General features: G+C 32.6%; 31 protein-coding genes and 2 pseudogenes. 8 read left to right on the forward strand and 25 right to left on the reverse strand.

Features of this window, described 5'->3' with window-relative positions; all coding sequences use genetic code 11:
• Positions 1-101: 101 nt before the first annotated feature.
• From MKY08_RS11905 to MKY08_RS11935, 7 genes and pseudogenes are all read right to left on the reverse strand, one after another.
• Positions 102-1,841 carry a phage tail protein gene (locus MKY08_RS11905; protein WP_069512318.1) on the reverse strand — a complete coding sequence of 580 codons (1,740 nt, stop codon included), beginning with the start codon at positions 1,839-1,841 and terminating at the stop codon, positions 102-104.
• Positions 1,842-2,036: 195 nt separating this feature from the next.
• Entirely contained in the window at positions 2,037-3,218 is a 1,182-nt protein-coding gene (locus MKY08_RS11910; protein ID WP_069512316.1) for a multidrug effflux MFS transporter, read from the reverse strand.
• Positions 3,219-3,349: 131 nt separating this feature from the next.
• Positions 3,350-3,751, reverse strand: coding sequence for a hypothetical protein (locus tag MKY08_RS11915; protein WP_141705591.1), 402 nt, complete (start codon positions 3,749-3,751; stop codon positions 3,350-3,352).
• Positions 3,752-4,112: 361 nt separating this feature from the next.
• Positions 4,113-4,631 carry a hypothetical protein gene (locus tag MKY08_RS11920; protein ID WP_069512312.1) on the reverse strand — a complete coding sequence of 173 codons (519 nt, stop codon included), beginning with the start codon at positions 4,629-4,631 and terminating at the stop codon, positions 4,113-4,115.
• Positions 4,632-4,708: 77 nt separating this feature from the next.
• Positions 4,709-5,071: a hypothetical protein gene (locus MKY08_RS11925; RefSeq protein WP_069512310.1), complete on the reverse strand. Its 363-nt coding sequence runs from the start codon at positions 5,069-5,071 to the stop codon at positions 4,709-4,711.
• Positions 5,072-5,460: 389 nt separating this feature from the next.
• The gene (locus MKY08_RS11930; protein WP_069512305.1) at positions 5,461-5,655 is read right to left on the reverse strand and encodes a hypothetical protein; all 195 of its coding nucleotides are present in this window, start codon (positions 5,653-5,655) and stop codon (positions 5,461-5,463) included.
• Positions 5,632-5,715 (reverse strand): annotated as a pseudogene (locus MKY08_RS11935) (phage regulatory protein); the annotation flags it as partial. The pseudogene MKY08_RS11935 and the gene MKY08_RS11930, both read right to left, overlap by 24 nt.
• Positions 5,716-5,871: 156 nt before the next feature.
• On the opposite strand from MKY08_RS11935, the gene MKY08_RS11940 reads away from it, so the two are divergent.
• The gene (locus tag MKY08_RS11940; RefSeq protein WP_069512303.1) at positions 5,872-6,078 is read left to right on the forward strand and encodes a hypothetical protein; all 207 of its coding nucleotides are present in this window, start codon (positions 5,872-5,874) and stop codon (positions 6,076-6,078) included.
• 351 nt (positions 6,079-6,429) lie between these two features.
• On the opposite strand, the gene MKY08_RS11945 is transcribed toward MKY08_RS11940, so the two are convergent.
• The 6 genes from MKY08_RS11945 to MKY08_RS11970 form a co-directional block, all read right to left on the reverse strand.
• Positions 6,430-6,867, reverse strand: coding sequence for a DnaD domain protein (locus tag MKY08_RS11945; protein ID WP_069512301.1), 438 nt, complete (start codon positions 6,865-6,867; stop codon positions 6,430-6,432).
• A gap of 682 nt (positions 6,868-7,549) precedes the next feature.
• Positions 7,550-8,260 carry a hypothetical protein gene (locus MKY08_RS11950; protein WP_069512297.1) on the reverse strand — a complete coding sequence of 237 codons (711 nt, stop codon included), beginning with the start codon at positions 8,258-8,260 and terminating at the stop codon, positions 7,550-7,552.
• 520 nt (positions 8,261-8,780) lie between these two features.
• A complete protein-coding gene (locus MKY08_RS11955) occupies positions 8,781-9,296 on the reverse strand; it encodes a hypothetical protein (RefSeq protein WP_069512295.1) in 516 nt (171 codons plus the stop codon).
• A gap of 304 nt (positions 9,297-9,600) precedes the next feature.
• Entirely contained in the window at positions 9,601-10,194 is a 594-nt protein-coding gene (locus MKY08_RS11960; protein WP_342535002.1) for a phage minor head protein, read from the reverse strand.
• Positions 10,195-10,209: 15 nt separating this feature from the next.
• Positions 10,210-10,515, reverse strand: a complete 306-nt coding sequence (locus MKY08_RS11965; protein WP_069512292.1) for a hypothetical protein — start codon at positions 10,513-10,515, stop codon at positions 10,210-10,212.
• A gap of 179 nt (positions 10,516-10,694) precedes the next feature.
• Positions 10,695-10,838: a hypothetical protein gene (locus MKY08_RS11970; protein ID WP_176723201.1), complete on the reverse strand. Its 144-nt coding sequence runs from the start codon at positions 10,836-10,838 to the stop codon at positions 10,695-10,697.
• A 126-nt stretch (positions 10,839-10,964) separates the two neighbouring features.
• On the opposite strand from MKY08_RS11970, the gene MKY08_RS11975 reads away from it, so the two are divergent.
• The 3 genes and pseudogenes from MKY08_RS11975 (at position 10,965) to MKY08_RS11985 (ending at position 13,160) form a co-directional block, all read left to right on the forward strand.
• A complete protein-coding gene (locus MKY08_RS11975; protein ID WP_069512290.1) occupies positions 10,965-11,201 on the forward strand; it encodes a hypothetical protein in 237 nt (78 codons plus the stop codon).
• 171 nt (positions 11,202-11,372) lie between these two features.
• Positions 11,373-11,816 (forward strand): annotated as a pseudogene (locus MKY08_RS11980) (carboxymuconolactone decarboxylase family protein).
• 1,023 nt (positions 11,817-12,839) lie between these two features.
• Entirely contained in the window at positions 12,840-13,160 is a 321-nt protein-coding gene (locus MKY08_RS11985; protein ID WP_069512288.1) for a hypothetical protein, read from the forward strand.
• A 312-nt stretch (positions 13,161-13,472) separates the two neighbouring features.
• Here MKY08_RS11985 and MKY08_RS11990 read toward each other — a convergent pair whose 3' ends face one another.
• From MKY08_RS11990 to MKY08_RS12025, 8 genes are all read right to left on the reverse strand, one after another.
• Positions 13,473-14,111 carry a DUF6241 domain-containing protein gene (locus MKY08_RS11990; protein ID WP_069512286.1) on the reverse strand — a complete coding sequence of 213 codons (639 nt, stop codon included), beginning with the start codon at positions 14,109-14,111 and terminating at the stop codon, positions 13,473-13,475.
• Positions 14,112-14,336: 225 nt separating this feature from the next.
• Entirely contained in the window at positions 14,337-14,630 is a 294-nt protein-coding gene (locus MKY08_RS11995; RefSeq protein ID WP_342533468.1) for a class I SAM-dependent methyltransferase, read from the reverse strand.
• Positions 14,631-15,215: 585 nt separating this feature from the next.
• Positions 15,216-15,848 carry a type 1 glutamine amidotransferase family protein gene (locus MKY08_RS12000; RefSeq protein ID WP_069512284.1) on the reverse strand — a complete coding sequence of 211 codons (633 nt, stop codon included), beginning with the start codon at positions 15,846-15,848 and terminating at the stop codon, positions 15,216-15,218.
• A gap of 74 nt (positions 15,849-15,922) precedes the next feature.
• Positions 15,923-16,885: a YafY family protein gene (locus MKY08_RS12005; RefSeq protein ID WP_069512281.1), complete on the reverse strand. Its 963-nt coding sequence runs from the start codon at positions 16,883-16,885 to the stop codon at positions 15,923-15,925.
• Positions 16,886-17,776: 891 nt separating this feature from the next.
• Positions 17,777-17,998, reverse strand: coding sequence for a hypothetical protein (locus MKY08_RS12010; protein WP_069512279.1), 222 nt, complete (start codon positions 17,996-17,998; stop codon positions 17,777-17,779).
• Between the two features lie 262 nt (positions 17,999-18,260).
• Entirely contained in the window at positions 18,261-18,713 is a 453-nt protein-coding gene (locus MKY08_RS12015; protein ID WP_069512277.1) for an OsmC family protein, read from the reverse strand.
• Between the two features lie 301 nt (positions 18,714-19,014).
• Positions 19,015-19,539 carry a hypothetical protein gene (locus tag MKY08_RS12020; protein ID WP_069512275.1) on the reverse strand — a complete coding sequence of 175 codons (525 nt, stop codon included), beginning with the start codon at positions 19,537-19,539 and terminating at the stop codon, positions 19,015-19,017.
• Between the two features lie 273 nt (positions 19,540-19,812).
• Positions 19,813-21,171: an aspartate aminotransferase family protein gene (locus MKY08_RS12025; protein WP_069512273.1), complete on the reverse strand. Its 1,359-nt coding sequence runs from the start codon at positions 21,169-21,171 to the stop codon at positions 19,813-19,815.
• A gap of 364 nt (positions 21,172-21,535) precedes the next feature.
• Between MKY08_RS12025 and MKY08_RS12030 the strand changes: the two genes are divergently transcribed.
• Complete coding sequence (locus MKY08_RS12030; RefSeq protein ID WP_256093183.1) at positions 21,536-21,658, forward strand: hypothetical protein; 123 nt, start codon at positions 21,536-21,538, stop codon at positions 21,656-21,658.
• A gap of 167 nt (positions 21,659-21,825) precedes the next feature.
• On the forward strand, positions 21,826-22,083 hold the full coding sequence (locus MKY08_RS12035) for a hypothetical protein (protein WP_069512271.1): 258 nt from the start codon (positions 21,826-21,828) through the stop codon (positions 22,081-22,083).
• A 142-nt stretch (positions 22,084-22,225) separates the two neighbouring features.
• Here MKY08_RS12035 and MKY08_RS12040 read toward each other — a convergent pair whose 3' ends face one another.
• From MKY08_RS12040 to MKY08_RS12055, 4 genes are all read right to left on the reverse strand, one after another.
• Positions 22,226-22,459, reverse strand: coding sequence for a DUF3953 domain-containing protein (locus tag MKY08_RS12040; RefSeq protein WP_069512270.1), 234 nt, complete (start codon positions 22,457-22,459; stop codon positions 22,226-22,228).
• A gap of 114 nt (positions 22,460-22,573) precedes the next feature.
• Complete coding sequence (locus MKY08_RS12045; RefSeq protein ID WP_069512268.1) at positions 22,574-22,810, reverse strand: hypothetical protein; 237 nt, start codon at positions 22,808-22,810, stop codon at positions 22,574-22,576.
• 771 nt (positions 22,811-23,581) lie between these two features.
• Positions 23,582-24,211, reverse strand: coding sequence for a hypothetical protein (locus tag MKY08_RS12050; RefSeq protein WP_069512263.1), 630 nt, complete (start codon positions 24,209-24,211; stop codon positions 23,582-23,584).
• A gap of 276 nt (positions 24,212-24,487) precedes the next feature.
• A complete protein-coding gene (locus MKY08_RS12055; protein ID WP_069512261.1) occupies positions 24,488-24,811 on the reverse strand; it encodes a DUF3986 family protein in 324 nt (107 codons plus the stop codon).
• Between the two features lie 210 nt (positions 24,812-25,021).
• Here MKY08_RS12055 and MKY08_RS12060 point away from each other — a divergent pair, with 210 nt between their 5' ends.
• The gene (locus MKY08_RS12060; protein ID WP_069512259.1) at positions 25,022-25,570 is read left to right on the forward strand and encodes a GNAT family protein; all 549 of its coding nucleotides are present in this window, start codon (positions 25,022-25,024) and stop codon (positions 25,568-25,570) included.
• A gap of 633 nt (positions 25,571-26,203) precedes the next feature.
• Positions 26,204-26,734: a GNAT family protein gene (locus tag MKY08_RS12065; protein ID WP_069512255.1), complete on the forward strand. Its 531-nt coding sequence runs from the start codon at positions 26,204-26,206 to the stop codon at positions 26,732-26,734.
• Positions 26,735-26,740: the final 6 nt, after the last annotated feature.

Below are 26,740 nucleotides of genomic sequence, written 5' to 3' on the forward strand. Positions count from 1 at the left end.
AAATCTTTTGAATCTGTACTAAGTCTATTTTCCCCTCTAATGCGAACGCCGTTCCTTCATTTGAAATTAGAAAATAGTTTTGTTCCATACTACATGTCTCCTTATCTTAATGTAATCGTACCCAAATCCCGGCCATATCGTTTAAAAACTATCGTTCTTGCATTGTTTGAACTTTGCGTTATTTCTAGACCAAGCGTGTTAGTACTTACATAATTTCCTCCACCGCCAAGGCCTACTACTCTTGCTCCACTAAAATCAACTGTTCCATTAAAAGAGTGTCGTGATCCGCTATATACGATGTCATTCCAAGCGCTTAATTGAATCGTCCCATTCGCACCACCCACAGAAGTCATATCACTAAAGTAGAGTCTATTTCCCATGTGAATATCTTCTTTAATACGAATGTTACCCGCATGAATTGTCCCCAAATTGCCACTTATGTCTGAAAGAACCCTGACTGCGCCTACAAGATTAATTTTTGAGGCTTGAATACTAATTGTGGTGGATGTTTGATTAATTAAAGATGCAATGGTATTGCCATTGTAATCGGTTGTACTTACCTTTTGACTGATTTGCCAAGATTGCTGTGTAATACTACTTTCAGCGCTCCCTATACGGTTATTTAAATTGCCAATGGAAACGTTTTGAGCACTTACTGTTGACTGTATTTGATTAGCACGAACATTAATAGCAGCCACTTCATTTGTAATTCGATTACTCACTGATAGACTAATCTGGTCGGCTTTCACATCAATTGATGCGATCGATTTATTGAGCTTTTCTACCTCAAGGGTAATACGGCTATCAGTTTGTGTGATGGCCGACTTATATTCCTTTTTATTTTCCTCGATAACTTCACTTAGCTCTTCTTTTGTCTCTTCGATAAGCTCCTCCGTATCCACCTCGTTATCGGACATTGTGCGAGGTAATGAGTTGCCTAGTGTGACAGCCATAGTCTTTAACTCGTCTGTAACCTCATCTACAATACAAATACGTTTAAGTATTCGAGTCTGTATCTCTAGCCCATCAATCGGCTCGTAAATCAGCCATACCTTTTCACCTAACTGTTTATCTAATAATTCGATTGTATCGAGCTCAAACGATACTTCTGGATAATCAATAAGGGCATCCTTAGCCTTTTTTAACAGGTTATCTGCATTGGTAAATCGCTCGTCACTAATTGGATCAGCGATACGGACACCCCAAATTGTGTGATTTGGTGATGTGTGGGTTACAGTCAAACCATCTTTACCTGTTGCTGTAATTTTTGTTCGTAGATGAGTGGTATCAATCTTTCGGCTAAGTGCTTTGATGTTATGACCATAGCGGTACTGTGCGCCGTTGTCCGGCCCAAGTGATTTACTGAAATGCACTCGGTTATTAGGCAATATCTCAAATTCACAATTGAAGGCATCACAGATTTGATTGACACACTGGATGATGTTTTTTGAACCAAACTTATAGATGGTTGCAGTTTCCGTGAAGTCTATAGTCGCGCTCCAACCTGTACCAGCAAACAAGTAGTTCACAAACTCTTGACTACTATGAGTGCCACCAAAAGTTTTATCTTTAAATTGATATGCTAAGTCAAAAAATGTCGAGATGGCAAGGATCGTTTTGCGTTCTGGCTTATTATCAATTAATTGTTTTACTCGAAAATCATAATTAGCTGCTGTGACAATTGACTCTTCTTGAAGAAGGTTAAATCCATCTTCGTTATTTGATTTATTGATTGTGAATTCAAGCGTTAAATTACCTAGAGTATCTTGTTCGAATACTGGTGCAGATGTTGTGAAAAAAGGCTCTGTCTGATTTCCAGCAAAGTTTTTAATGACTAGCATTCTTTATCACCAACTGAAAATGTATTTCATATGCTTACTTTCAAGCAAAAGAAAAAGCACCCTCAAAAGAGGATACTTTTATTAACAACATTATGAAACGATTATTGTAGCTTTCACATTCGAAATGACGTCTATTTTCAATTCAACTTTTAAATACGATAGTAGCTCTATTACGTAGAGCAAGAATTTAACACTTCACATCTTTTTATAAAGTAATGGTAAGCTTATTAAGAGCATAACAATCCCTAGTGCTAAAAAATATAGGGGCATTGCAAGGACTGTTCCATTATGGAAAATGCTCATACCATAGATTGTAGCGCTAACGAGTAAATAATACCCTAAGCTAAATATCGCACTGGCAGAACCAATGACGTCTTGAAAGTCAATGAGCGCTATGCTTAAACAGATTGGTAAAGCGGTACCTGTACCAAATAAAATAATGAACACACTAACAATCATGGTTGGCATTTGTAATGCATTTGGTAAAAATTGCACCGATGTAGCGAGCAATGTACCGATGAGCATAATGACTAACCCTTGTACGATAATCTTCTCAGGTTTTGTATGGCTAACAAGTCGTTTAGATAGCATCGCACCCGCAATAGAAGCGAGAGCAACGATAATACCTAAAAAACCATACACAGCACTTGTTAGTTTAAAGTATTGCGTAAAAATAAATGGTGCTTCGGTATAATAGCTAAATAATACACCGTTAATACCGCCAATTAATACGCCGTAGCGCCATAGACGCGCATTTGTAAACATGCGCTTTACTATTGGTAGTATAGGCTTCATTTGGATTGTTGTTAGCACTGTTTCAGGTAAGCGTATATACGCGTAGCAAAATACAATAATACTCATAGCAACTAACACAAAAAATACGACCTTAAAGCCAAAATAATAATCAGTAAAACCACCGATTAATGGACCAAGGGCAGGTGTGAAGGCAAGGGCAGCTGTAATTTGAGCAAACAATTTATGACGCTCAACACCAGAAAAACTTTCTCGTAAAATCGTTTGTGTCACGACAGAGCCAACACTTGCACCAAAAGCTTGAATAAACCGTGCGACTAATAAAACCGCCATTTCATTTGCTACTAAACAAAGTACGTTACCAAAAAAATATAAGAATAGCCCATATAGCATTGCCTTGCGACGACCGATTTTATCGGATAAACGCCCAAAGAAAAATACTCCGAAGGCAAAAGCGATAAAATACACACTCATCGTAAGCTGTGCATCACTCATAGAAATTTCAAATACTTCTGCGATAGATGGTAATGATGGGCTAAAAATAGTTTCACTAATTTGTGGGAAGCCTACTAGTACAATCAGTAATAATAAGCTAGGTGTTTTGTTTCCGATGTTTTTCTTCAAAATAGTACTCTCCTAGATAATTATAGGTTCGAAAGAAAAACATCGTAGCTTGGGAAATGGTGGCTTCACAAGTTTGATTTTTTCTAAATCACTCATGAATTCACTTCCTTCTAAAATAAATATACGTAAAATTATACCACAACTTTTCTTGCTGTTCGCTCATCAACATAATTGGTTAAAACATGACCATCAAGTTCAAGTGACAGGTCTTTATCAGCGATAACTCGAAGGAGCTGAATAACTTTTTCTAACATCGGTAAATCAAGTACAGATTCGCTTGTAATACTTGTGTTTTGAGCACTGCTGATGGCACTTTTCACCGATAGTCCATCCGTTAAGATACGCAAATCTGCTCTAGCAGCTTCGGCTAATTGTGATGCCGCAAGCTTCATTTCAGCTTTGGTAGTAGAAAGACTTGAACTAATATCGGGAACTGCATTTGCAGCCAAAACTGCTGCAGCTTTCGTTACGACTTTGGCACTGCCTCTGATCCCTTGGATTCCCTGAAGGATTTCCTTCCCCACCATCTGCAAACAATTGAATAGCTAAAGGTAGATAGGTTTTTAAATAAAATGGATTGTTTTTCATCATGTCATCCTTGCCCAATTTAGTTATTCTGTTGAATCCCTAAACTGTTTGATAGTAATTTTTCCTGTTCTTTATAGTGTCTGCGAGAAGAAAGACAAAACAAAAAGCCACTCTGATAGAATGGCTTGTTTAGTTTTATAATAATGATTGATTTGATTAGATTACCGATATTAACCTAGATATGAGAACTAATCTAAAGAGCATGTTTAAAGATTGTCAAAAACATTCTTTTATAAGTGTAGAAGTACGAAACCCTTGTTTCACTTAAGCCTTCGTTACTTCATTAAGAAAAAACATCTGTGATTATTAAATTGGTCCACCTTCAAAACCAATAGGCCATCCATTGTCTTTAAATTTCACTTTATATTGATACTCAAAGGTATCGTCGTCAAATAAAAAAGATAAACTAAACCCAGAAAATATATAATCGTCAAAATTAACCATCTTTCCAAAACATATTGTAGAAAGATAGTAGTTCTTCATTTCTTGATTAGGAAAGAATTTCTGTAAATACTTTAATGCACAGCTTATATGAAGATAAAGTTCATCGAATATTTTTTCCGCCATTTCGATAATCTCCGCATCAGGCTTTTCTTTACTCCCTTGAATAGTAATCTCCACATCTTCCCATTCTCCAATATTAATACTGTATAACCATTGTTCTTGAATGAGATACTTCTCCTTTTCATATACAGGGGGGTTAACTAGGTTAATTTTTTTTAATTGATCTTTAGTTAACGGTTTAGCAAGAATAAGCTTACTATGTAAAATGTCTTTAATATTAGAGACAATATATTTAGATTTGTTTAATTCTAAAGAGTCCATTTCCCACCTCTATTCTGCTCTGTTGTTTAAGTGCATTTCTTTATCAAATGGAGTTTTTTCTACCAATACGGGCCCTCTCAACCTTCTAAATATGAAATAGGATATGGCGAGTAAACTAATGTATCGCCATCTTCATCTGACTTTAAAATTATGATAAAATCTGCCTCATTACTATCATCCCCTTTAGGTATTGGCGTAATCATGGGAGGGCATCTTAATTCATTACCGTATTTGTCTAATGTCTCATTAAACTTATTTAGAGCAAACGTGACACGTTTATCGATAAGAGCAAATAATTTATCCACTCCACCTGTTTGCATATCAAAATAATCAGGATTGCTCTCTCTTTTCTCAATTAATTTCTCTTTATATTCTGAAACTGTTAAAAAACAAAACTCCCAATCAAGAGGATAACCTCCACCTAACCAATAAATATTCATCAACTATACCTCCTCTTCAATAAGTTAAGCACACTTCACAATCTTCAAAATCAACTTTAACATAAATATCCAAATAAGAACCAATTATCGCGTAGGTAGTAAAAGGTGATACATAGTTTTTTTGACTATGTATCATCCTTAAATTTTTTACTTTTACATTTCAGATTTTGATTTGTGATATGGTGTTAACTTAAGTTACGCAAAATTCTATTTCCAATTAACGTTTTTAAAGTTCCTGAAACATTATAGAAACTAACTTTTGACAACCAAGACCTTTATTTAATGCAGCAATCACAGCCAAATAAAGTAGGTGTATTTCTCTATCACCCATTTCAGTCACCACACTTTTGCACCAATCGTTAAAATCATTTGATAGTGGCGGTGTAAGATTATAAAACTCCGAATAATGGATCATGGTTTGTTGGGACACCATGTTGTTTGTGAACTTCCTCTAACATTCGAATTTTAGACGGCCCGTCCACCCATAATATTTCAGTAGCATATTTTAAACCAATTAAATGCTTATCAAATTCAATTGTATCGTTCGTTGAAGAAGAAGTTTTCTTTTGGATAAACTCTTTCATCCTCTTAAACTCTTGGATGAATTTAATGTTTGTTTGAGCAGCTTCTTTTGTGTTGTAGCCTTTGTAATTTCCTTAAAATAAAACCAAACGATCTTTTTGTTCAAGAACAACTTGAATACGGTTTTGAAGTAATTGAAATTAATACAAATGATACTCCAAATATATGGAATTACTACCTAACAATTTTAGCCGATATACAAGAATGAGTTGTTAGATATGACTTTTGTATGCACTGCTAAGTTATGGGAAGAATTTAATGAAGTAAGAGAAATTAATATTAGTCCTACTTATCTCGATAAAATTCAATCTTTACTGGATTCCATTCCTGTTAGTATAGAACAAGAATTACTAGACGCAATTAAAGCCGCAATGGTAGTTGAACTTGATTTAGATGAACACACACTAGAAATTTCTTTCATCTAGGTGATTTGATTTTCTTTAAATGGAATTTCCTTATAAAATTATCAAACATTTTGTCATTTAGAAAATTTTTTTACTCCTTACAATCTTAGTTGTAATTAAACAATATTGTTAACTGCTTCCTATATGGAGGCAGTTTTAACAACAAAAAGCACGCTGTAATCTGTTGGCTATTATTAAAAAGAGCCAAACAAAGGACAGAGTGCTTCATATATATTAAACATTTAATTTTATGTTAGAAAAGTGTTTGTTGAATAAAGAAAAAGAGCTGCAAATGCAATTCCAAGATTTAAGATTAACGTATCACGTTTGCTCAATTAGGTTTTTGATATTAAAGTATTTATTTTGAGGATTTTATTTATTCCACTCTTCCCTGACAAATGCCATAGCGCTTTCAATAGTTGTGACGTTCTTATTGAGCCAACTTTCCCCTATATCTCTCACCAACGAGTGAACAAACCCAATTTTACTAACAATTTTTACATAATCCAGTAATACATTTATAACACCATCATTTAACCCCAACTCTTGTAAATCTTTAACCAGTTCTATATCATCCTGAGAAACAGAGCCATTGAGATTTTTAAGATAATCAATTGGTGTCGAAGAAATAACCTTTTTTATATACCATTCTTCGTAACTCATTCCTGTTTCATCTTTAAATCTTTCTTCTCCTTTTGATTTCCATTCCTCAATTGTTATCCCGTGCACTTCTTTAAATCGTTCTTCAGCAGTCGAGCCGTATATTACTTTGTCACTTATTTTCTTAAATCGTTTTATATTATTACTCACTCCATTTCATCCCTTTTCAACTTAATTTTCACTTAAACTATATTTCAGTTAGCAGATAGATATTTATTGAAAGTTATTAAAAATTAAATTGAAGAAACCCAAACATATTCGGTAATATAAAGATTAAAAATAGCCCTGTAAACGAGAAGGTTATAAATCTTTTTCTATCTATACCAAGTCTTAATTCCCAGAGTCCCAGACACACTAAATATAAACCTAACAACATACTAATCATTGGTAATATCACTAAATAAATACTCATTTCATTTTCTCCTTTTAATGATTCCGTTTTATATGTATCTCTTTGAACTGACACAGTCTCTTTACTTTAATACGTCTAGCATGAATAGAAGTTCCAATTTTAAGTAATTTATCCATTAATATTTAACAGTTAACAAATTCCTTGATATTAGGGGAATTTTAAAAAATGAAAATTAATAATGAGTTGCTTCTTTATCAAAGTACCAGCTGCACTTTGCATAAAAAACTGAATTAATAATGCGTATAAGAAAAGACACAAACGTTGATTTAACAACATTCGTGACTTTTTGGTGTACGTCCAAGCTTTCATTTTGGGACGTTTTTAGGTTTATTTATGTTTACGTTATAAATCCTTGTTGCACCAAAGCCCCTGTTCGTTGAAGAAAAAAATGAAACTTTTCATTTCAATGGTCCATATAAATCAATTCAATTTAGGTGATTTCTTTCGTTGTAAAAATGCAATAATAAAAAATAATACACTGAATAAACCGGTTCCCCACGGAAACATAAGGGGGAAGAATATAGTTGGATATGTAAATAGTATATCTGAATAATACCCCATCCCCATTAACGATGTACTAGAAATGTTTATTAATCGAACCGCAAGTGGATTTTCGCTTCGGTCGTAATATGAAATTTGATCTTCTGTAAGCTTACCTTTTTCATCAATCCATATGATTTTCCATCTACGATCTTCCATTGCACCATTATCATCTGTAAGACGCTGTACGATAGCTATATCATCGTTTACCGTTAAAATGTCAAGCCAAGAGTAATAACGACCCCCTCTATCACGATTCGAGAGCCATATTTCATCTGTTGTCGTAACTTCTTTATTATCAATTGAAAGATGAAGTTTTACTATATCTCCAGGTTTTACACCTTCATTTTCATCCCAATAAGTTAATGTTCCTTTTTCCCCTGTTTTTTCTTCAACTATTTCAATGAGGTGACCATTGACTACAATTTCTGACACATCGTTATGTGTGAGGAAGCCTTGAGCATATGCCTGTTCAATTGTATATCGATTATCCAGTTTCCACGTTGTTACTCTTTCTCTTACCATTTGAAATAACGGTAGTGCTGAAATAACAAACAATATAAGACTAATCATAAATAAATTTTTTCTCATTCTTTCCACTCCTTTAAAACAGTCCATTTGTTAAAAATGACACTACGGAAGAAATAGATAATTCTTTTAACCAAACTACTGATTGTTACTTCTGGTTTGGACTATCTTATTCAACTAAAACACCCCGTTAGTTGAATTTTAACCCTCCCATGTGTCATTTGGGGACATTTCTTAAAAGAATGTTATTCAATAATATGACCCATTAACGAAAACGAGCGCCGGTTCTTATTACAGAATCGCGCCAGATTACTGAATAACGAATATAAAACCTTATTAACACATAGCCTTGATATTTAACTTTGATACGGTTCGCCATGCTAATTGCAATTGCGAACCTTTTTATATGTAAATCTCCTTATCAGATGTGCTGATAATATCCCTATTCCAGCGATAGACTTATCCTATTACTCTTTTTATTTCTGTATAATGTAAATTTATAAGATGAGTCAAAACATTTATTATATAGTTTCTGTGATAAGCTTGTATTTATAAACTTCGTATTATGCTCATAATCACCAAATTAAATTGTAATATTTTCATCTGTCACATAAATCACTTTTTCATTCGCTAAAGCAACACTTAAGATGTGATAATCATCATTTACCCATTTTGCTTCAAACAATAGCACTACGTATCTTTCTTCTTCCGTGCCATTTAGTTCTTCTTTCATTACTTTATGATAGAGGTTTGAATCCGTAACTACTCCATGAAGTTCGGTTTGAAGAACAATTTCAAAAAGTTCGGTATTACCTAAGACATCATTAGTATTTTCAAAATATTTAAAACTCGCTGTATAGTCAGTGTAATCATGACATTCATTCTGATATTCAATCATAGACTGTATTATTTCCGGAGTTATTCTATCTAAATTTTCTATAAAATATTGATATGCTTGACAATGTTTCTCGTTGATTTCATCGTCAAAAGTTATTTTCACTTCTTTTTCTAATCCTGAAAACTTTATAAGTCTAATTGCTTCGTATTCTTCAAATTCATTTAACTCTAACTCTCCGAATATAGGGTGCAATAAATCCATAATTAAATTTCCTCCTTATTATATAAATAATATTATCTATTCCCCTATAAACATGCTATATTTCGCTGTGTGGTACGGTCTACAGTTCTTTAATACAACCTTTTATCAGCCCCATCACTACTAAGCACTTTTATAAGGACTAATCACCTATATTCAGCAATATTGCCCGATTGTGGAACAAAATATAAATAACATTGAAAATCAATTCAATTTTAACATAAATACCCAAAAATAAAATCACCTCTAAGAAAAACCAACGAGGTGATTTTTATCAAGCTTTATTTAGAAACATATTTAGCTTCACTCACCGTTCACCACTAAACTGCTTTCTCCAATCCTCGAAGCTCATGAATGGTACTGTTACACTAGGTGGCTTAACTTCTTTGTAAGCTTTGTTAAACTCCTGTTTATAAGTTAGTCCTAAGTCATCCATGTAAGCATCTATATGAGCTGCTAATTTCTTTTGGTACGTATTATCCATATAATCTTTACCACGTCTGTATTCAGGTAATTTACCGTTTACCAAGTAAATTGAATGACATCGACACTGAATATCCATTGAAGTAATTCCCCAAAGTCTAGGTGCTTTTGATTTCCACTTACCATAGTGATAATAGCCGTCTTTATCAGCCTTTTGTCCATCTAGCTTTCTATGAGATTTCCGTACTCTCGTATCAAGTGACGACATCCAAACCTTTGTTAGCCGAACGGTTTTACTAGCCTGTTCTTCTACAGCTAAATCTGCTTGAGATCTTACGCGGCCACCGTCTGTACGAGCAACAAGGATAGCCTTCTTCTTGGTCCATCCCATAGCGGTCTCAATTCTGTATGCCATTTCAGTGTAGCTTTCTCCTGCTTGTAGGCTTTGCGCTATCTCGATGTTTAGATGTCTAATAATGTTGTTCCTGTGGGATTAAAATATCTTTGGTAACGTCAGAAATTCCACTGGATTGTCGATTGCAGCTTGAATCACTACTATCGATGGTATTTGAAAGCCCATTTCCTCGCCTGTAGATTGTTGTAAAAGGTAGGCCATCATCAAATACCTCTCAATGTAAAGTTGTTCCTCTGACTCTCTTATTAGCTTAATAATCGCTTTGTAATCCGAATTGAGCTCTTGAGCAATTAGATTCATTTCCTGATTGAAACGATTGTATTTATTAACGTCAGTCCAAGTGGCTTCACCACTCTTACCAAACTTACGATGCATCTGTAGCATTTGGTCGAGGATGGCTCTATCGCTGAAAAAGAAACTCTTATAGATTTACTTTCAAAAACTACATTTTCTAAGTATAAAGATAAAATAGTTGTCATTAAAAATTTAGCACTACGAAATATGTTTTTAAGCGAATACTTAAATGATTGAATCAGTTGAACTTACACTGAAAACATTAAATATTAAGTTTCCTTTACTGTAGATGCAGTTGCCTTTAATGATTCAAGCTCGTCCTTCATTCTCATATATCTACGCATATTGGCGTGATAATTTTTAATTGCCTTGTCTAGCTGGTAGCGATTTAGTTGTGATCGTTCTTTTAACATAGTTCCACCCTCCTATGTGTTATAATGCTGATACGAATATGGAATAAGAGAGCGAGCTGTAGCGAATGACGACGCTGCAGCTTTTTTATGGTACAATTTACACAAAATACATAAAGAGGTAATTGAATGGACATATTTTCAGGAATATCTCTTGGTGGAAGTCTGTTATTTTTGATACCACCATTGATTTTACTGCCGGTTGTAATGGTAATTTGCGTAGCAATCTACAAAACTTTATTCGGAAAAATCTTGCCGACAAAGATATATAATTTCTTTATTGGCCCAATTGCCCTACTTGGTTTCTTTATATGGGCAATCCCTATGAATATGGGATTTTATGAGTTTTTTAGAGCGATATTATAATCGCTCTATTTTCGTTAAATGTTCATATTGTTCAGTAAATAAATCAATAGATTCTTTACATTTTCTTTCTTAAATCCCATTTAATAGAAATATTATAGTGCTAAAAAATAGTTCTAATATTCGTATATAGTTATAATTATCTTATCTTATAAACAAAAGGAGTCTTGCCCTATGAGTCAAAGAATTGCCTACTATGATGTTGCACCCGATGGTATGAAAATCATGATGGATATGGAAAAATACACTAAAAAATCTACAATTAATCGAGCAACTAGGGAACTTATCAAAATTAGAGTCTCTCAAATTAATGGGTGCGCGTTCTGCATAGACATGCATACATCCGATGCTCGGAAGATGGGTGAAACAGAATAGCGTATTTATTGTTTAAATGCTTGGAATGAATGTACTTTTTATACACTTGAAGAGAAAGTTGCTTTAGAATTATCTGAGCATATAACTTTAATTCCTACTAAAAGAGTTCCAGATGATCTATATAAGCGAGTATGTGAATACTATGACGAGAAACAGTATGTTGACCTTGTTCTAATCATCAATCAAATCAACAGTTGGAATAGAATTTCAATTGCAATGGGGAATACAGCAACTGAAAAATAATAGCTCTTTAACGAACATCTCACGATGTTTGTTTTTTCCTTCCTTTGTTTCACAATTTCTTTCAATTATTCACTTACTTCACCTTCACAAACGAAAACATCTGCTCAAGCTCTTTCCCAATGCTCTTTAGTTCTCTATAAACCTTGCATCCTCTGCATTTCTTACTAGGATCATAAGCTTTACGTTTCGAACACCCTTTGATTTGAGAAAGGCTATATGGTCCTGCTGATTGATTAGCCGGGCTCTAAGTTGTTTAACTTCCTTGCGTACTGTGTTCACTTCCAGCACCCCATTCAACGTCACAACAGCCCTCGGATTATCCGAATACCACTTTCGAGCAACTAATTTATTTTCGTGTTAAAAAGATTATGAAGACAAAGCAAGCACAAAAGAGATTTATTGATTATTTAAATAAACAATTGAAATAAATGTGGTCATTCCCCTTTTCACTTACTGAACGAAATTTATCAAATACGTGGCACTCTCCATAGTAACCTTCCTTCAAATTTCAATACCATTTCACAGTCTCATAAAGCCTTCACTCTTTCAGTAACTGCAATAGCATAATCTAAAGCCTCGTCCTGTTGTACTCAACCCTTTAAGCACGCGTAAAACTTCAAGGTTCTGATAAAACCCTATCTCGTTTTCTTTGTACTGATATTTTTTATAGAGGCCAATGTGTAACACCAATTGATTGATTAAGTATTGTTCATCCATTCCTCGTCCCTAGCTTTAATTTGATTCTCGCTATATGACAAAATACGCTTAGGCTTCCCGTACTGCATCGGATGAATAAATCTATTGCTCTTTTCTATTAATTAGGAGTTATTTTAATTATGAAAATCCAAAAATATGTTGGTGCTAGTTCATATCAGAATAGACTTTCGTGACTTTTTTGTGTAGCGAGTTGGCATGGGTTGTGGGTTGTTATACACCTAAAAATTATATTAAATTTATATATACAATCAGTGGTTGATTACCTAAAATGGTAAATAGTTGTTTCTTAAAAAGGAGGTAATTTTATTGTTTAATTGCACTAACTGCTTGGCAAAAAATTCTTATAAAAAGATTGTAAGAGAAGGCCTAACTCTCTATACATGTGAATATTGCAATACAGTTAAAGAAGATCCTGATAATATTACTCTTTCTTCAGCTAAAGATTTAGTAGCTCAAGTAGAAGAAGTTCCTGAATATAATAAAAAAAATGTTACTACCTTTAATGTATTAATAGCGATTTCAATTATTATTAGTTTATTAATATTTATAATAATAGCAATAGACACAAGTGTAATTATCGAAGATATACTTGAAATTTTCGGACTTGTTACCGATGAGCAAAACTGAATTACAGAAAGTTATATAACATTTTTCTATATAATGAGACCAAGACTACATTTTATGCTACTTGGTCTTCAAAATATTTTTAATAAACTAATATCCATACAATGAATTTTACCATTCAATTTTTCAGTCATAACTTATCCTCCATTAGCAAAATATTATAGGTTAATTGAAGATGACTTATAATGTAAATTTCGCTCTCAAAAGAAAGTACCGGTAGTTCAGCAGCAATGACTTTTCAATTGTTACATTTAAGAGCAAAATAAAAACACCCCGAAGGATGTTAGCAATTATTATTTAACTTCTAAAAATAGATTAATTCTGCTTTTCTGTCGAGCCAAAGACTTCATCTACCTCTTTAGCAAAAACTTGGAAAATATAGTTTATCTCTTGTTCTTCCGAAGCAATACCTGTTGCTAAACCTTCAGGTGGTTTCCCTCCTTGAATAAACATTAAAATATTATGGTCATCGTCAACTGTTGAAAAATCACCTTTTTTCCAACGTTTTAATATATCTAGGTATATTTCATAAGGTGCATACTTATCAGACATTTTATGACGTTCATAGTTATCTTTGTTTTCTTCTACCATCTGTATTAATGTGTCGATTCTTTTTGGTGTAATCATAATAGAACCTTCTTTCGATTCAGCGATAATCTTTTGGTGTGCCATCTCTTGAATCACTTCTTCTACTAGATTGCCAACGAAGGGTTCATCTCCACTTTTCCAATCATCAATTTTCTTGGAGAAAATAGGGGTTTCCCAACCTATCCCGCTCACATCCACCGTCGATACAAATTTTTCTTTTGTATCTTCTTTTGAAGTGTTCTCTAATTCTTTCACATCTTGTTCCATCTCTTCTTTTTCATAGATCTTTTCTGAGATTAAAAGTGTACCACCTATACTCAATAAAACAGTTAAAATAACGATACCTAAAACATATGTCCACTTCATTAATTCCACCACCATTATTAACATTTTAATCCAAATTATCATATATAATCCTTTTTGTAAACAAAGATTTCAGGTTCTCGTCTCTTGGTAATACACTTAATAAATCATCATTAAATCACACAATTACTCTCTATTTCCATCTATGTGATTTTTTAATGTGCTATACCTTACGTAACAATTAAAAAACACTGTGATTTCATACGTGAAAGAATGTGTGTTTTAACTCTATATTAACTTTTTTGTATCTCTGAAGTAACTTCCACGATTCAACTCAAGAGGTTTTTTTCGTCTATAATTCTTTTTTATAATTATTTGATGTATCAACGCTCTTTCAAGAAGTAAATTGTAATCGTTGCTTTCTAAGCTTGTATGAAGTGTATCACCTTGTTTAAATGATATGTTTTGATATTCTCTACAGTTATCTCTTGCACCATTAAGTATTTCTTTGGAAAAATCAACACCGGTAACAAAGGCTACTCTCATTTTCAGATATCGCCTTTGAATAAATACTCCCACCACACCCTATATCCAACGCCTTAGAGATATTCTCGAACTGTTTATAACCTTACCCCACGAATCATCAGCTTTTCGAGTTGAATAAGTATTACGGTTTTGCTCATTATGAAAATCAATACCCATTTAAAATCCCTCATTTCAACTTTAGATTATTTCAACATGAATGTTAAGTTGTATTTTACTTCAACTAACTATATCACCTTATATATCCAATTAAAGTTTGTTTAATAGAACTATTCTTTAATAAAAATTAACCTTATGGTCCAATATAATCCTCAAAACTTAATTAAGAGTGAGTGTAAGACTATTGCTCAACAAAATGGCCCTTCAATAAAAAACGAGCGCTGATTCTTGTTACAGAATCGCCCCCGATTGTGGAAGATCATTCCAACATAATTACCAAAGAAAAAAGCACACCTTTGTTCAATAAGATTAAAAAGAGGTTTAGTTACCGATCCTATTTATTACAACTTCAGGAGTGCTTTGTAAGTTCTTTACTTCCATAAACATATTTAAGTTATATACAAAAACTATCACTTTTACATTTTCTAAAGCATGATTTATAAAACTGCCTCGTTGATTTTTAGCTCAGCTATTTATTGAATTCATTAACTGGAAGAAGTATTCAGGTTGATGAGTCTTATTTAGGTTATACCATGAATGTAATGTGTCAGGTGCAAATACATCTAGTTTTTTCAGTACTTCCATCGTAAATTCTAGAGGTGCTACTCCTGATGCAGTAATCAAATTCTCACCAGATACCGCAGGTCTCATCTCATAAAATTTTTCTCCTTTATAATTAGAACAGACCATTTTAATATACTCTAAGTCATTGCTTGTGTGTTTTCTAGAATCTAAGTATCCCATATTCGCAAGAGCCTCAGTTGCACCACAAATTGCAGCAACAATAGTGCCAAACTTTAAAGCTTGGCCAATTCTCTCCAAGACAGGTTGATGAATTTCTTCACTCCAAGTAGTCCCTCCTGGTAAAATTAAAAGATCTTTACTCTCAAGAATACATTCATCAAGTGAAATATCTGGTTTTATGCTCAGTCCTCCCATAGTAGTAATCATTTCTTTATTAGCTCCTACTGTAATTACTTTTAAAGGGGCTAAATTTTTTTTGAAATATCTTCCTGAGTTTAGTTCAGCAATTAAATATCCATATTCCCAGTCCGACATTGTATTAAATACATATAGAAAAACTTTTTTTGTTTGCATCCAATAGCACTCCAATCACAATTGATATAGCTATTATAAAATAACTTCCCTGACAGTTAACGTCAGGGAAGTCATCATGCTTGATGATATTTTATTAATTCCGTCAGAACTTCAATAATTCTTTTCTTAAGACTTATTGGCTCGATAACTTTAATAGATTTATTGTACGGTAAAAGTAAATAAGGTACATATGTATGTATTATATCTTTTTCAAGAAGAAAAACTGCTTGATTTGAAGTCCGTGTTTGTAAATAATGTCCTAAAAACCAATGTTGGCAAATATCAGCCAATACACTTTTATCTCCATTAATAATCAAAGAAATAATTCTATCTTTATCTTCTATAGTTGGAAGAAGGTTTTTTATAAAAATGTCACGTGCTGAAAAATTTTCTGGCCGGTCAAATTTATTTTCGGTTAGCATTAGACTTTCAATTCGATCTACTCTAAAACTACGGATATCATTTCTAAGATGACAAAATCCAATCACATACCACTTATTATTCCAATAGATAATTCTGTACGGATCGACCAATCTGTAATTTATTTCCTTTTCACCACTTTTATGGTGAAGAATTTTTACTGAGTACCCGTCAGCTACGGCCTGCTCCAACTCCTTCAAAAAAGGTTCCATAGAGAGTGAACTTAATCGACTTATTACTTCAAGACTAGTTAAATGTTGGTTTATCTTTATTTTCTGCTCTTGATTTGAGTATTTACTTAGTTTTGAAATGGCCCTATTTAGTGCCTCACCTCCATAATATCCGGCTTCTTCTGCAAAAACAGCAGCGTGAAATAGTGAAGTTTGCTCCTCAAAATCAAAAAAAAGAGGAGCCTCAATAAAATTGTTCATTAAAGTGTATCCACCGTTATGTCCTGGTTCTGAAATTATAGGTACGCCACTTGTTGAAATCGTATCAATATAACGATACACAGTCCTTATATTCATCTCTAACTTTTCTGAAATTTGTTTTGCTGTAATTTTTTCACCTGAACGAAGCATCCATAGAATTGCTAACATATTGTCAATTTTAGGCATATAATTCCACCTCTATATAGAATTTATTATCTATCATATAAGTTTATTTTTGTTAATTAGTAATAATAAATAAACTTTAGATTATCATTTAAATTTAACTTATTTCCTTGAATTAGATTATTCTGTCTTTTATAATACTTAACAATCTATTTCTGATTTTTAGTATAACCCATCAACTGCGTTATTCCATAATCTAGCCCGATTGTTGAACATATGTTATTAAAAGAAGTAGCTCATTGGCTACTTCATCATCTGACTCAAATATTATTTCTTACTCTAAAAATTGTCGTACTAGATATTCTCATATGCTTTCTAATTGAACGCATGCTATGCCCATTTAGTAATCTATGAACGACTTCAACCACTCTATCCCCTTCTACAAATGAAATGCGGTTCTGCACTTGTATGTATCAGCGCTCAATTATTTGAGGATTGAGCCAGTTGTCATTTAATGCTGTACAATTCATCACGACATAGTTATTATTTTTAACTACTTGGATAATCCCAATTTGCCCTAGCCCTCCTTTTTTGTGTTACAAAATGCCATTAGAAATGTGGTATTTAAATTAGGAAATAAAAAATAATTTCCCGGGTAAGTGCAAGAAATGACAAAATACAACCTATTGATTCTATTGCTAATAAACAGTCTTGTATTTAAAATTACATAATGTTTTTTTATCAACTTTATAAATATAAAAAAAATCAAAAGCACATGAAATAACATGTGCTTTTGGTTTATCAAGGGTAAAACAAGTATTTTGCTATTACTACTTTATCAAGATACACTGCCCCATTTTCTGTACATCTTTGGTTTCACTCCATGAAAAGACAAAAATAAAAAAAGCTAGAATGCATGATTAGGATCAGTTCCATAGCAAAAACCGCGTTTCATCACCACTTCTCATTATATTTATGCTCTTTAAAATGAATGTACTCAGTATTTTTGATTCTTGTCCAACTACTAATAGCATTCAAGATTATCATAAAGATTACAAATAAAACAGAACCTACCACAAAATGCCCTAAGAAAAAAGTAACAAACGCCGCAACCAATAGGGCTATTATTAAAATTATCGCTATTATTTGTAATTTACTCTTCTTCTGATTATTCATCGACCCAACCTCCCATTAAACATATTTCTGTACCTTTTAACAGGTTAATATCGTCTATTTTACAATGTTCTAAAGTATTACACAAAAATATACCCATCACTAAAAATAGAGCCGTTTATGTATGTCTTGCCCCAGTTTGTAAGTAATAAGGGAGGAAACACTTAGTGCCCCCTCCCTCACAGTATATAAAGTTACTTGAAAATCGTTTGGAACATTCTGAATATCTAGCTTACAATTATATTACGCATTACATAAAAATAGATTAAACTACAGAATTCTCAATAACAATTCCTGAAGACACAAGATTTACTGTATTAGCAATCGTATCACCTACAGGGCAACGTGCTTCAATATAATTTTTAAATTCTTCTACCTTTTCCTCTGATGCATTCGTTTTGATATGAAAAGTATATCGGATTGATAAAAATCCTGGTCTTACATCGGACTTGCCTAAAAAGCCATCTGTATCAAGGTCTCCTTCTAATTCCACCCAGAAATCTTGAAGGTCTATATCAAATTTCTTCGCATAAGTTCTTGCTACTATTGATTGACATGCCCCCAAAGATGAAAGCAAGAGTTCTACAGGATTTGGAGCTTGATCATCTCCACCTAATTCTTTTGGTTCATCGACAATAATTTTATGTCCTCTAACATGAGCTTCTACCAAAACCTTTTCTTTTAAAAATGTGTTTGCCTTAAATGTTGTTATCGCCATTTAAAATCACTCCTTTTTATAATTTGATTCTTTTTTATAAACATCGAATAAGTTTTTATACCTTATTAAGTTTATAAGAATACAACAGTATTTCTTTTATGCTACTTGTAACTTTTTCTTTAGTCAACTACTAATTAAAAATTTTATTAAATCAAGGAAAGCTAATAGCATTAAACCTATTCCAAAATACACAAATGATGAAGCAACCCGAAAATCACTTCATCGAAATCAATTACTCGTTTATACTTGTATGGCTCATATTATGTTTTGTAGCAATCGGACAAATAACTTTTAATATCGATTAATTTTTAAAGTTATCAATTATAGTTAAGAAATACTTTGCTTTCGATAGGTAACGTTTTGTATTGACCGCTTTTTTAATTAAAAATAATATTACCAAAATATAAACAGCTTGCATAAAATAATAATACGTTACTGGGAGCTGTTTAAATAAAATTTCTTTTGACATTTCTTTATAGATAAGTAAAAAAGCAAATAGTCCTACACCACTAAGGTTTATTATCGAAACTCTATCATATGTACATTCAATTTCTACTAATCTAGCCTTCAAAAATAATCGATCTTCTGAAGAAAGAGTTTTAATATTTTTTATATAATCTTTAATATTTGAATTTCTTTTCTCATATTTTAGGAGTCTTTTAAAAATAGTAAACAAACTTTCTCCATTCCAATCATCTCTTTTTAGGTGTTTACTTAAAAACTTTATTAAATCTTTATCTTTACAATTGTAAATACTTTTTATCAACTCCCTCTGATCTCTTGAATTTGTTTCTGTTTCTAACAATTCACTATTCCCTCTAACCATTTTTTTACACCTCTTTTTCACTATACCATATTTACATCCTTACACATATGCTGTTAAGGTGCTGAAAGTGTTACAACACTAGATTTCCCAAACTTCACAAACCTAATTTTGTAAATATCTTTATTATAAAATGGTCAAGCAAAATAAAAATAGCGCTACTTTAAAATTATATTGGTTTTTGTAATTCTACCTTTTAACCTTTACTTTTATTGTTTCTTTATATAATAAAAAACACCTCATAGCGATGTTTAATCAATTTTTCATAAATCTATATTACTTCGCTAAAACCTCTTGGATAGATTGTTCTAAAATATCCATTGCCAGCTCTAATTCTTGTTCCTTAATAATCAGTGGTGGCGTGAGCGTAAGCACATTTCCTTGTGATACTTTAAAACTTAATCCCTTTTCCATACATTTATACATTACTTGTTCTGCTTCGACTATAGCTTTTTCTTTCGAATGGCGGTCCAATACTAGTTCTACGCCATATAAAAGACCGATTCCTCGTACATCACCAATAATTTCATACTGCTCTTGCATCTTTTTAAGCCGTATTCTCATATACTCTCCTAATTGATTAGCCTTTTCTATTAATTTAAAATCCTCAATATAATGAAGAGTAGCCAAGGCTGCTGCACAGCCTAGCGAACTTTTTTCATGCGTGTAATGACCAAGTGCAATATCTTGGGCAACATCCAGTTCTCCTTTTACGAGCATCGCCGCCATTGGAAACACACCTCCACCCAATCCTTTTCCAATTAAAACAATATCTGGAATAACTCCAAAGTTTTCAAAAGTGAACATTTTTCCTGTTCGTCCTAAAGCAGTTGGAATTTCATCAAAAATCATTAATATATTATTCCGATCACAAATATTGCGTAAACGTTGATAGTACTCTTTTGGTGGGATATGTACGTCTGTACAACGAACAGGCTCTAAAATAATTGCACCGATTTCATTTTCTCTTTCTAGGATATACTCTAGATAGTCAAGTGATTTAAACCTACCATTGTCATCCTCAAACAAACCGCGATATGAATTGTAAGGCGCTATATGTAGAGTTCCTGGCATTAAAGGGCCCATACCGTTACGGAAAAGCGCTTCTCCTCCAACTGAAATCGCGTCTAAAGAGGCACCGTGAAACGAATCCCACATTGATATCGTTTTAAATTTACCTGTTGCCTTTCGAACAAGCTTTAAAGCCATACCAACAGCTGAAGTTCCTCCAGGTGCCAAAAGTACTTTATTTAAAGGTTCTGGTGCAATAGCAACTAATTTTTTCGCTAACTGGATTGCAACTTTATTTGTATAACGTCTTGGTGAGAATGGAAGTGTATCCAACTGTTCTTTTACGGCGCGAATAACATACTCATTCCCATATCCTATTTGATGAACATTATTTCCGTGAAAATCCATATACTTTCTTCCATCTATATCCTCTATGTAAATGCCATAGCTTTTTTCAATTATATTTAAACAAGGAGTAGAAAGAGACTGATGTAAATAATACTTAGCGTCATCGTTTATAAACTCAAACGATTCTTTACTCAAATGATTTTCTTGCCAGATCGACCGTGTTTTTGTTAAATTAATATCCCCCTCTGTTCTTAAAACTTCAGTGTTTTTTTCCATGATTTTTTCTCCTCTCATACTAGAAATTTCTTCTTTCCCCTAATCAAACTACCATGCGTTTTTTAATTAGATATTAATATTATGTAAATCTTTTCAATTAATCATTTGATATGCAGCAAAGGAGCGCTTCACTATATTCAACTTCTTTTCATTGAAAATCTCTCTAATTTGCTTTTACATGTGACGACGCAGCAGTTTTTTTATATTATTCACATGAATTTTCTTAATAGAAGCTCCACCAATTTTTACTGTGTGTATTTGGTGAAGTAACTTCAATAATCTCAATAATATTAAAACTGCAACGCCTAACCCAGTAGGTTATATTGTGCTACAATTAGATTAACAAAAATTAGGAGGCAAACTAATGCTTGGTATTACATTTGTAGTTTTTACCTTCGCTATAGCAGCGACAGTTATTGCCCTTCTTAATGACATGAAGGTCAAGAAATTAGAAAAACGTATCGAAGTACTTGAAAGAAATAAGTAATGCTATATTGGGAATTTTAGAGGGATGTTTTACTCTCTCTATTTTCATTTATCCATCATTTTGTTTAATAATTACACATTGCCTTATTAATTTGTTTACTGATTGTAACCTTTCTATTTACAACACGTCCTAATTTTATAAAGCCAAACTGGAAAAGAGGTTTCTCGATGATTGATAGAAAAGACTATAGTGATCATCTTATTAAAGTAAAGTTTAATTTAGGTGGATTAGAGATAGAAAGTATTCAAAATCAAGTAATTCATATAACACAAAAAACACATCAACTGGTAGATTATGAGTTCAAAAATGATAATAATCAAGTTGTACTATTGTTAACGATTCCTGTTCAAGCGATACCTGAAATTGTACGTTCATTAGCTCAAAATAATATAGGCATTTATGAAGTAAGTAAATTCAATGCGTAGTATTAGCTCTGCACAATTGTAAGTATTTGATTTTTTATACATTTTCACTACACAAAAAAAGACGTACCAATAAGGCATGTCTTTTATTGCTTATTTTCAATTGTGTGTCCGATTACAGTCAATTTATAAATAACGCCTATATTTACCTAAATATAAAACTTTGAATTGATACATATACTAAAAATAAAAATATACCTATTAAGAACCAGCCGTAAGCTTTTCTCTCGCTTTGATATGCATTAATGCCTAAAGTTAACATGGATAAACTTAAGAAGAATATCGTTAAGAAATTAAACTGATAATCACGTGTGACAAGTCCATAAGTTGAAAGCGCGATTACGATGATTCCAAAAACAATTGGTAGAATTTTCAGCATATCCTTTCACTCCTCTTTAAATTACTTCTTTTTGCAAAAAGATACTATGGAGATAACTATAAATGTCCAACCTTCTAAATTTAACATTATATAATTCTAAGATAAGTAATGCTTTTAACCAATCGCTATAAAGTGCTCGTCAGGAGCATTCTCTTTACTTATTGTCCTCCAGAGATGTGGGTAGAACCATTCTACTTCTCTTTGAGTATCTCCATAGGCATAATTAATGCAATGAAATGTTTTGGTATTTCGATCAAAAGCAATTTCACCATCCAACTTGTCGCTCTCACGACTATATCGGTATACAATTTGCTTTTCATCCTCAGTTATTTTGTTAAGTTTCCACCACATGTTAGCCCCTCCTACTAAAAATGACTACCTTAACTAAAGACTCCCGCTTCTATCTGTATCATATTTACATAATAAGGGAATCTATATTGTACTAAAGCACCACCTTTTATAAGCGCAATGTATAGATTTTCCACGAAATTCTTTAACATAAATTTCACCATTGTTATGCTTCTTTAATGATAATGCTTGATTATCTATTCCGCTTTGTGTTGAAGCAAACGTCTACGTTTTTTGTGCTACAATTTATATAAAATACATAATGAGGTTAAAAATATGGCATTTATCAGGAAATATATCTATCTCCTCTACTTTTTATCACTGTTTTTAATTTTATTGATTCGTGATTATTTTAAATACGGTAATTGGAACTTGCTTAGTAACTTTTTCTTTTCTCTATGGACCGTCCTTATTTTTGCTTTCTTAAATTGGGCATGGACTAGTAAAAAATATAAAAAGCAATAGCATTCATCTCTATCAGTATCATATGACGACACAACAGCTTTTTTAAAGAAATTGTCATCATTTGTAACAGCAATAGATTTGTAAACACCATTTTAGCAAACCTTTTTAACTTGTTTAGCTTCCGATGGAATGATGGAATTATTACAGTATTAACAATTATTTTCTTTTGGATTAACTATTACAACAGCGATGGACTCCTAAGTCTGATTAAATCATAGTTGCGTATAGACCTATGATATGCCTCAAATTCCTTTTAGTGCAAAATAAAAAGCACTTTTTTAAGTGCTTTTACTCCTTGAAATTTTAAAATTAATTTTGCTCATTTAAATCATCTGGATATACGATTGTATCAATTACTTCACCATTTGATTCATTTTTATAAGTAACGGTTACTTTATTTTTCGCTGGATCTACTCCATTAAACAATTGATAGAAAATACCCATCAGAACAAGATCAACATCAGCGTCGATGTCTAGGGTGCTTTCTAATTCTTCTGGGTTAACTAAAATTGTAAACTCAGAATATGTACTATTGTAACTTATATCCTTAATAGAAGCTAACTGTTCATCTGTTTCAATCTCTTCTACGAAGTCGATAATCTCTTCTTCCATATCCTTCAAGATTTCTTTTTGCTGTGATTCAGACATTCTAAACGTTAAAGAACCATCATCGTTCTTAATTACTTCTTGAATACCTTCGTCTTTGGCATCAGCAATCACTGTATCTATATCTTCACCTTCAAAAAAATCAGCCGGTATCGTTACCTCAACATTTAATAGCTCTTTATCGACCTTAAGTGGTTTGCTCACAGAAGTCTTTTCAGTTGTATCTGCAGCAACCTCCTTTTTGTCTCCACTCTCCTTTTCTGAATCCGCACTACATCCCGCAAAAATAATTCCAAATAACAATAATAATGGTAATACTAATATCTTTTTCACAATTAATTCCTCCTCTTAATAAATATACATAATTTGGAGTTAATTTACTAGTTTTTTTTAGATAAACACTATCAAAACTAGATTAGGGCTTTGCCTCCTTCTCTCCCCTGATATGAAAATAGACAGTAGGTTTCAGTCTATCTATCATGTAACTCGACTACTAAAGGCATTATTTACCGTATATCTTATTAAGAAGATAAAGCTACGCACAGTTTGTCGACAAAATATCTCGATTGTTCTACTCTCGAGGTATTTTTAACAGTGGTTAGCTGAAACCTAATGATCTTGGACTTTTACTTCATTCAGATGAAAGGTATTGTCCCCCTCCCTTATAACGATTAATTCCTCTTCTAATAAAAATTCTTTGAATAATTCATTCGCTTGCTCAAAAGTTAAATTACAAATATTGTATTCTCTCACCATATACCCAAAATCTTGATCAAATAAAGCATACGTTTTTTTTAGAGATACATTATAAAATTCATTATGGAAAAATAAGCACCATGTCTCGCCACTTTTTTGTTTTAAAAAAATACCTTCAAATTCACCATTAGCATCATAAAATCCAACATGTAGATGGATATCTTCTTCAAAATTCATAGCTAATGCTCCTTCCTATATGTCTTTCCTTTGTAAGGCAACATGTCCTCCCTGCCATAAAAGTTGGAATGAAAAATGCTGACTATTATTTATCCATTTGTACGCTATATGCTTGTCCTACAATCTACTCTTTCGACAAACTATACAATAAGAATATATTTGGTTATATTATTATATTATAGTATTTTTGTTATAATAAGGAGAGATACAATGATACATATACAAGGAAATAAAGTTACATTACGAACAGCTACTCCTTCCGATATTGAAAATATCTATTATTGGAAGTATATTGATGAAAAACAAGAAGCTAAAAAATGGAACGGTCCATATATCCCCGAAAAACATATGTCTAAAGCTGCGTTTTTAAAGGAATGGGCTAATGATGAAGAAATCTTTGAAGGTGTCCCAAGTACATTAATCATAGCAGTAGACGAACAATTTATTGGTGTTGTCGGTGCTTATTGGGTGGATAAAAACACTAACTGGCTTGAAACAGGGATTGTCACATATAATACAGCTTATTGGAATGGTGGTTATGGTTCAGAAGCTTATCGCTTATGGATTGACTATCTTTTTGAAAAAACCCCACTACATCGATTAGGGATGTCTACTTGGTCTGGTAATGAAAGAATGATACGAGTAGCAGAGAAATTAGGAATGCAATTAGAAGCAAGAATTAGAGATGCACGGATTGTTGACGAAAAATTCTATGATGCTATTAAAATGGGGATTTTACGCAGCGAGTGGGAAATATAAAAAACTAATCAATATTTATGATGCGCTGTAGAGATTAGACGCTATCATCAATTTTATAGTATAGTTAACATATATTACATAAAGAGGCGCATTTATGGAGTTTGTACAGCTTGTGGTGGTGATTCCTTTGTAAGCGGTCAAGTTAGTAGTGAAACAAGTCAAGGTAATGTTGCCTATTGGTTCCGTTTTTTCTGTTGGTTCGCCATACATTTTTAACTTTTGTAAAGATTGTGGTGAAGTAGCTGCCATCAAGGTTAGAAAGCCACAAAAGTTTACATTGCCTCTCTTTTACGGTTGTAGAGCCTGCAAACGTGTTGGCTTTTTAAAGTTGCACTGATGCATAACGGGGTGTTTCAATTGACAAGATTCGGAAAGTATTTATATATTACTTTCATTATGACCGTTTTTTTACTTTCATCCATTTGGGATTATTTCAAAAATGATCATTGGGCTTTGCTTGAAAATTTTCTCTTTTCCGTTTGGATCGCTGTTTTTTTATTAATGGCATCCTTGCTACTTAGAAAAACAAAAGTAAAAGCGAAATAAATAGAATAAAAACCTTGAAGGGACTGAACTATGCGCAGATGGCAATATTTTTTATCTAACTGATTAAAAATATTGGAGGTATAAGCATTGATAAAAGAACTACACACTCAAAGATTACATTTAAGAAGAATGGCTGTATCAGACTCACCTCGCTTGTTTAAACTTTGGTCTGATCCAGATGTAACGAAATACATGAATATCACTACCTTTACGCATGAAACGCAAGCAACAGAGATGATTGAACTTCTAGAAGAATTAGCTCATGCTGGTGAAGCCATACGGTTTAGCATGATTGAAAGGAACTCCAACGAAATAATAGGAACATGTGGATTCAATTCAATAGACTTAGATAATGCAAAAGTAGAAATTGGTTATGATATCGCGAAAGCCTATTGGGGCATGGGGTATGCTCCTGAAAGTATAAAGGCACTTATTGAATATGCTTTCGAAACTTTAAAAATCAATAGAATTGAAGCAAAGGTAGAACCTGCAAATGTAAATTCTATAAAAGTGTTACAAAAGCTTCATTTTACATTCGAAGGAAAGTTAAGACAATACGAAAATTCAAAAGGGAATTTTATAGATATTAATATTTATTCTCTCCTAAAAACAGATTAATTTTTG

The organism is Lysinibacillus sp. FSL M8-0337 (assembly GCF_038593855.1).
Classification (GTDB): Bacteria; Bacillota; Bacilli; order Bacillales_A; family Planococcaceae; genus Lysinibacillus; species Lysinibacillus sphaericus_D.

Excerpts from the sequence above, each read along its gene's own strand:
- MKY08_RS11920 (WP_069512312.1), bottom strand. The coding sequence starts at position 4,631 with ATGGACTCTTTAGAATTAAACAAATCTAAATATATTGTCTCTAATATT.
- MKY08_RS12055 (WP_069512261.1), bottom strand. The coding sequence starts at position 24,811 with ATGAATTTTGAAGAAGATATCCATCTACATGTTGGATTTTATGATGCT.
- MKY08_RS12045 (WP_069512268.1), bottom strand. The coding sequence starts at position 22,810 with ATGTGGTGGAAACTTAACAAAATAACTGAGGATGAAAAGCAAATTGTA.
- MKY08_RS12040 (WP_069512270.1), bottom strand. The coding sequence starts at position 22,459 with ATGCTGAAAATTCTACCAATTGTTTTTGGAATCATCGTAATCGCGCTT.
- MKY08_RS11970 (WP_176723201.1), bottom strand. The coding sequence starts at position 10,838 with ATGTTAAAAGAACGATCACAACTAAATCGCTACCAGCTAGACAAGGCA.
- MKY08_RS11965 (WP_069512292.1), bottom strand. The coding sequence starts at position 10,515 with ATGCTACAGATGCATCGTAAGTTTGGTAAGAGTGGTGAAGCCACTTGG.
- MKY08_RS12030 (WP_256093183.1), top strand. The coding sequence starts at position 21,536 with ATGCTTGGTATTACATTTGTAGTTTTTACCTTCGCTATAGCAGCGACA.
- MKY08_RS12000 (WP_069512284.1), bottom strand. The coding sequence starts at position 15,848 with ATGCAAACAAAAAAAGTTTTTCTATATGTATTTAATACAATGTCGGAC.
- MKY08_RS11940 (WP_069512303.1), top strand. The coding sequence starts at position 5,872 with ATGACTTTTGTATGCACTGCTAAGTTATGGGAAGAATTTAATGAAGTA.
- MKY08_RS11905 (WP_069512318.1), bottom strand. The coding sequence starts at position 1,841 with ATGCTAGTCATTAAAAACTTTGCTGGAAATCAGACAGAGCCTTTTTTC.
- MKY08_RS11925 (WP_069512310.1), bottom strand. The coding sequence starts at position 5,071 with ATGAATATTTATTGGTTAGGTGGAGGTTATCCTCTTGATTGGGAGTTT.
- MKY08_RS11955 (WP_069512295.1), bottom strand. The coding sequence starts at position 9,296 with ATGGATTTATTGCACCCTATATTCGGAGAGTTAGAGTTAAATGAATTT.
- MKY08_RS11990 (WP_069512286.1), bottom strand. The coding sequence starts at position 14,111 with ATGAAGTGGACATATGTTTTAGGTATCGTTATTTTAACTGTTTTATTG.
- MKY08_RS11950 (WP_069512297.1), bottom strand. The coding sequence starts at position 8,260 with ATGAGAAAAAATTTATTTATGATTAGTCTTATATTGTTTGTTATTTCA.
- MKY08_RS12020 (WP_069512275.1), bottom strand. The coding sequence starts at position 19,539 with ATGGTTAGAGGGAATAGTGAATTGTTAGAAACAGAAACAAATTCAAGA.
- MKY08_RS12025 (WP_069512273.1), bottom strand. The coding sequence starts at position 21,171 with ATGGAAAAAAACACTGAAGTTTTAAGAACAGAGGGGGATATTAATTTA.
- MKY08_RS12010 (WP_069512279.1), bottom strand. The coding sequence starts at position 17,998 with ATGAATAATCAGAAGAAGAGTAAATTACAAATAATAGCGATAATTTTA.
- MKY08_RS12035 (WP_069512271.1), top strand. The coding sequence starts at position 21,826 with ATGATTGATAGAAAAGACTATAGTGATCATCTTATTAAAGTAAAGTTT.
- MKY08_RS12060 (WP_069512259.1), top strand. The coding sequence starts at position 25,022 with ATGATACATATACAAGGAAATAAAGTTACATTACGAACAGCTACTCCT.
- MKY08_RS12015 (WP_069512277.1), bottom strand. The coding sequence starts at position 18,713 with ATGGCGATAACAACATTTAAGGCAAACACATTTTTAAAAGAAAAGGTT.
- MKY08_RS11930 (WP_069512305.1), bottom strand. The coding sequence starts at position 5,655 with ATGAAAGAGTTTATCCAAAAGAAAACTTCTTCTTCAACGAACGATACA.
- MKY08_RS11975 (WP_069512290.1), top strand. The coding sequence starts at position 10,965 with ATGGACATATTTTCAGGAATATCTCTTGGTGGAAGTCTGTTATTTTTG.
- MKY08_RS12005 (WP_069512281.1), bottom strand. The coding sequence starts at position 16,885 with ATGCCTAAAATTGACAATATGTTAGCAATTCTATGGATGCTTCGTTCA.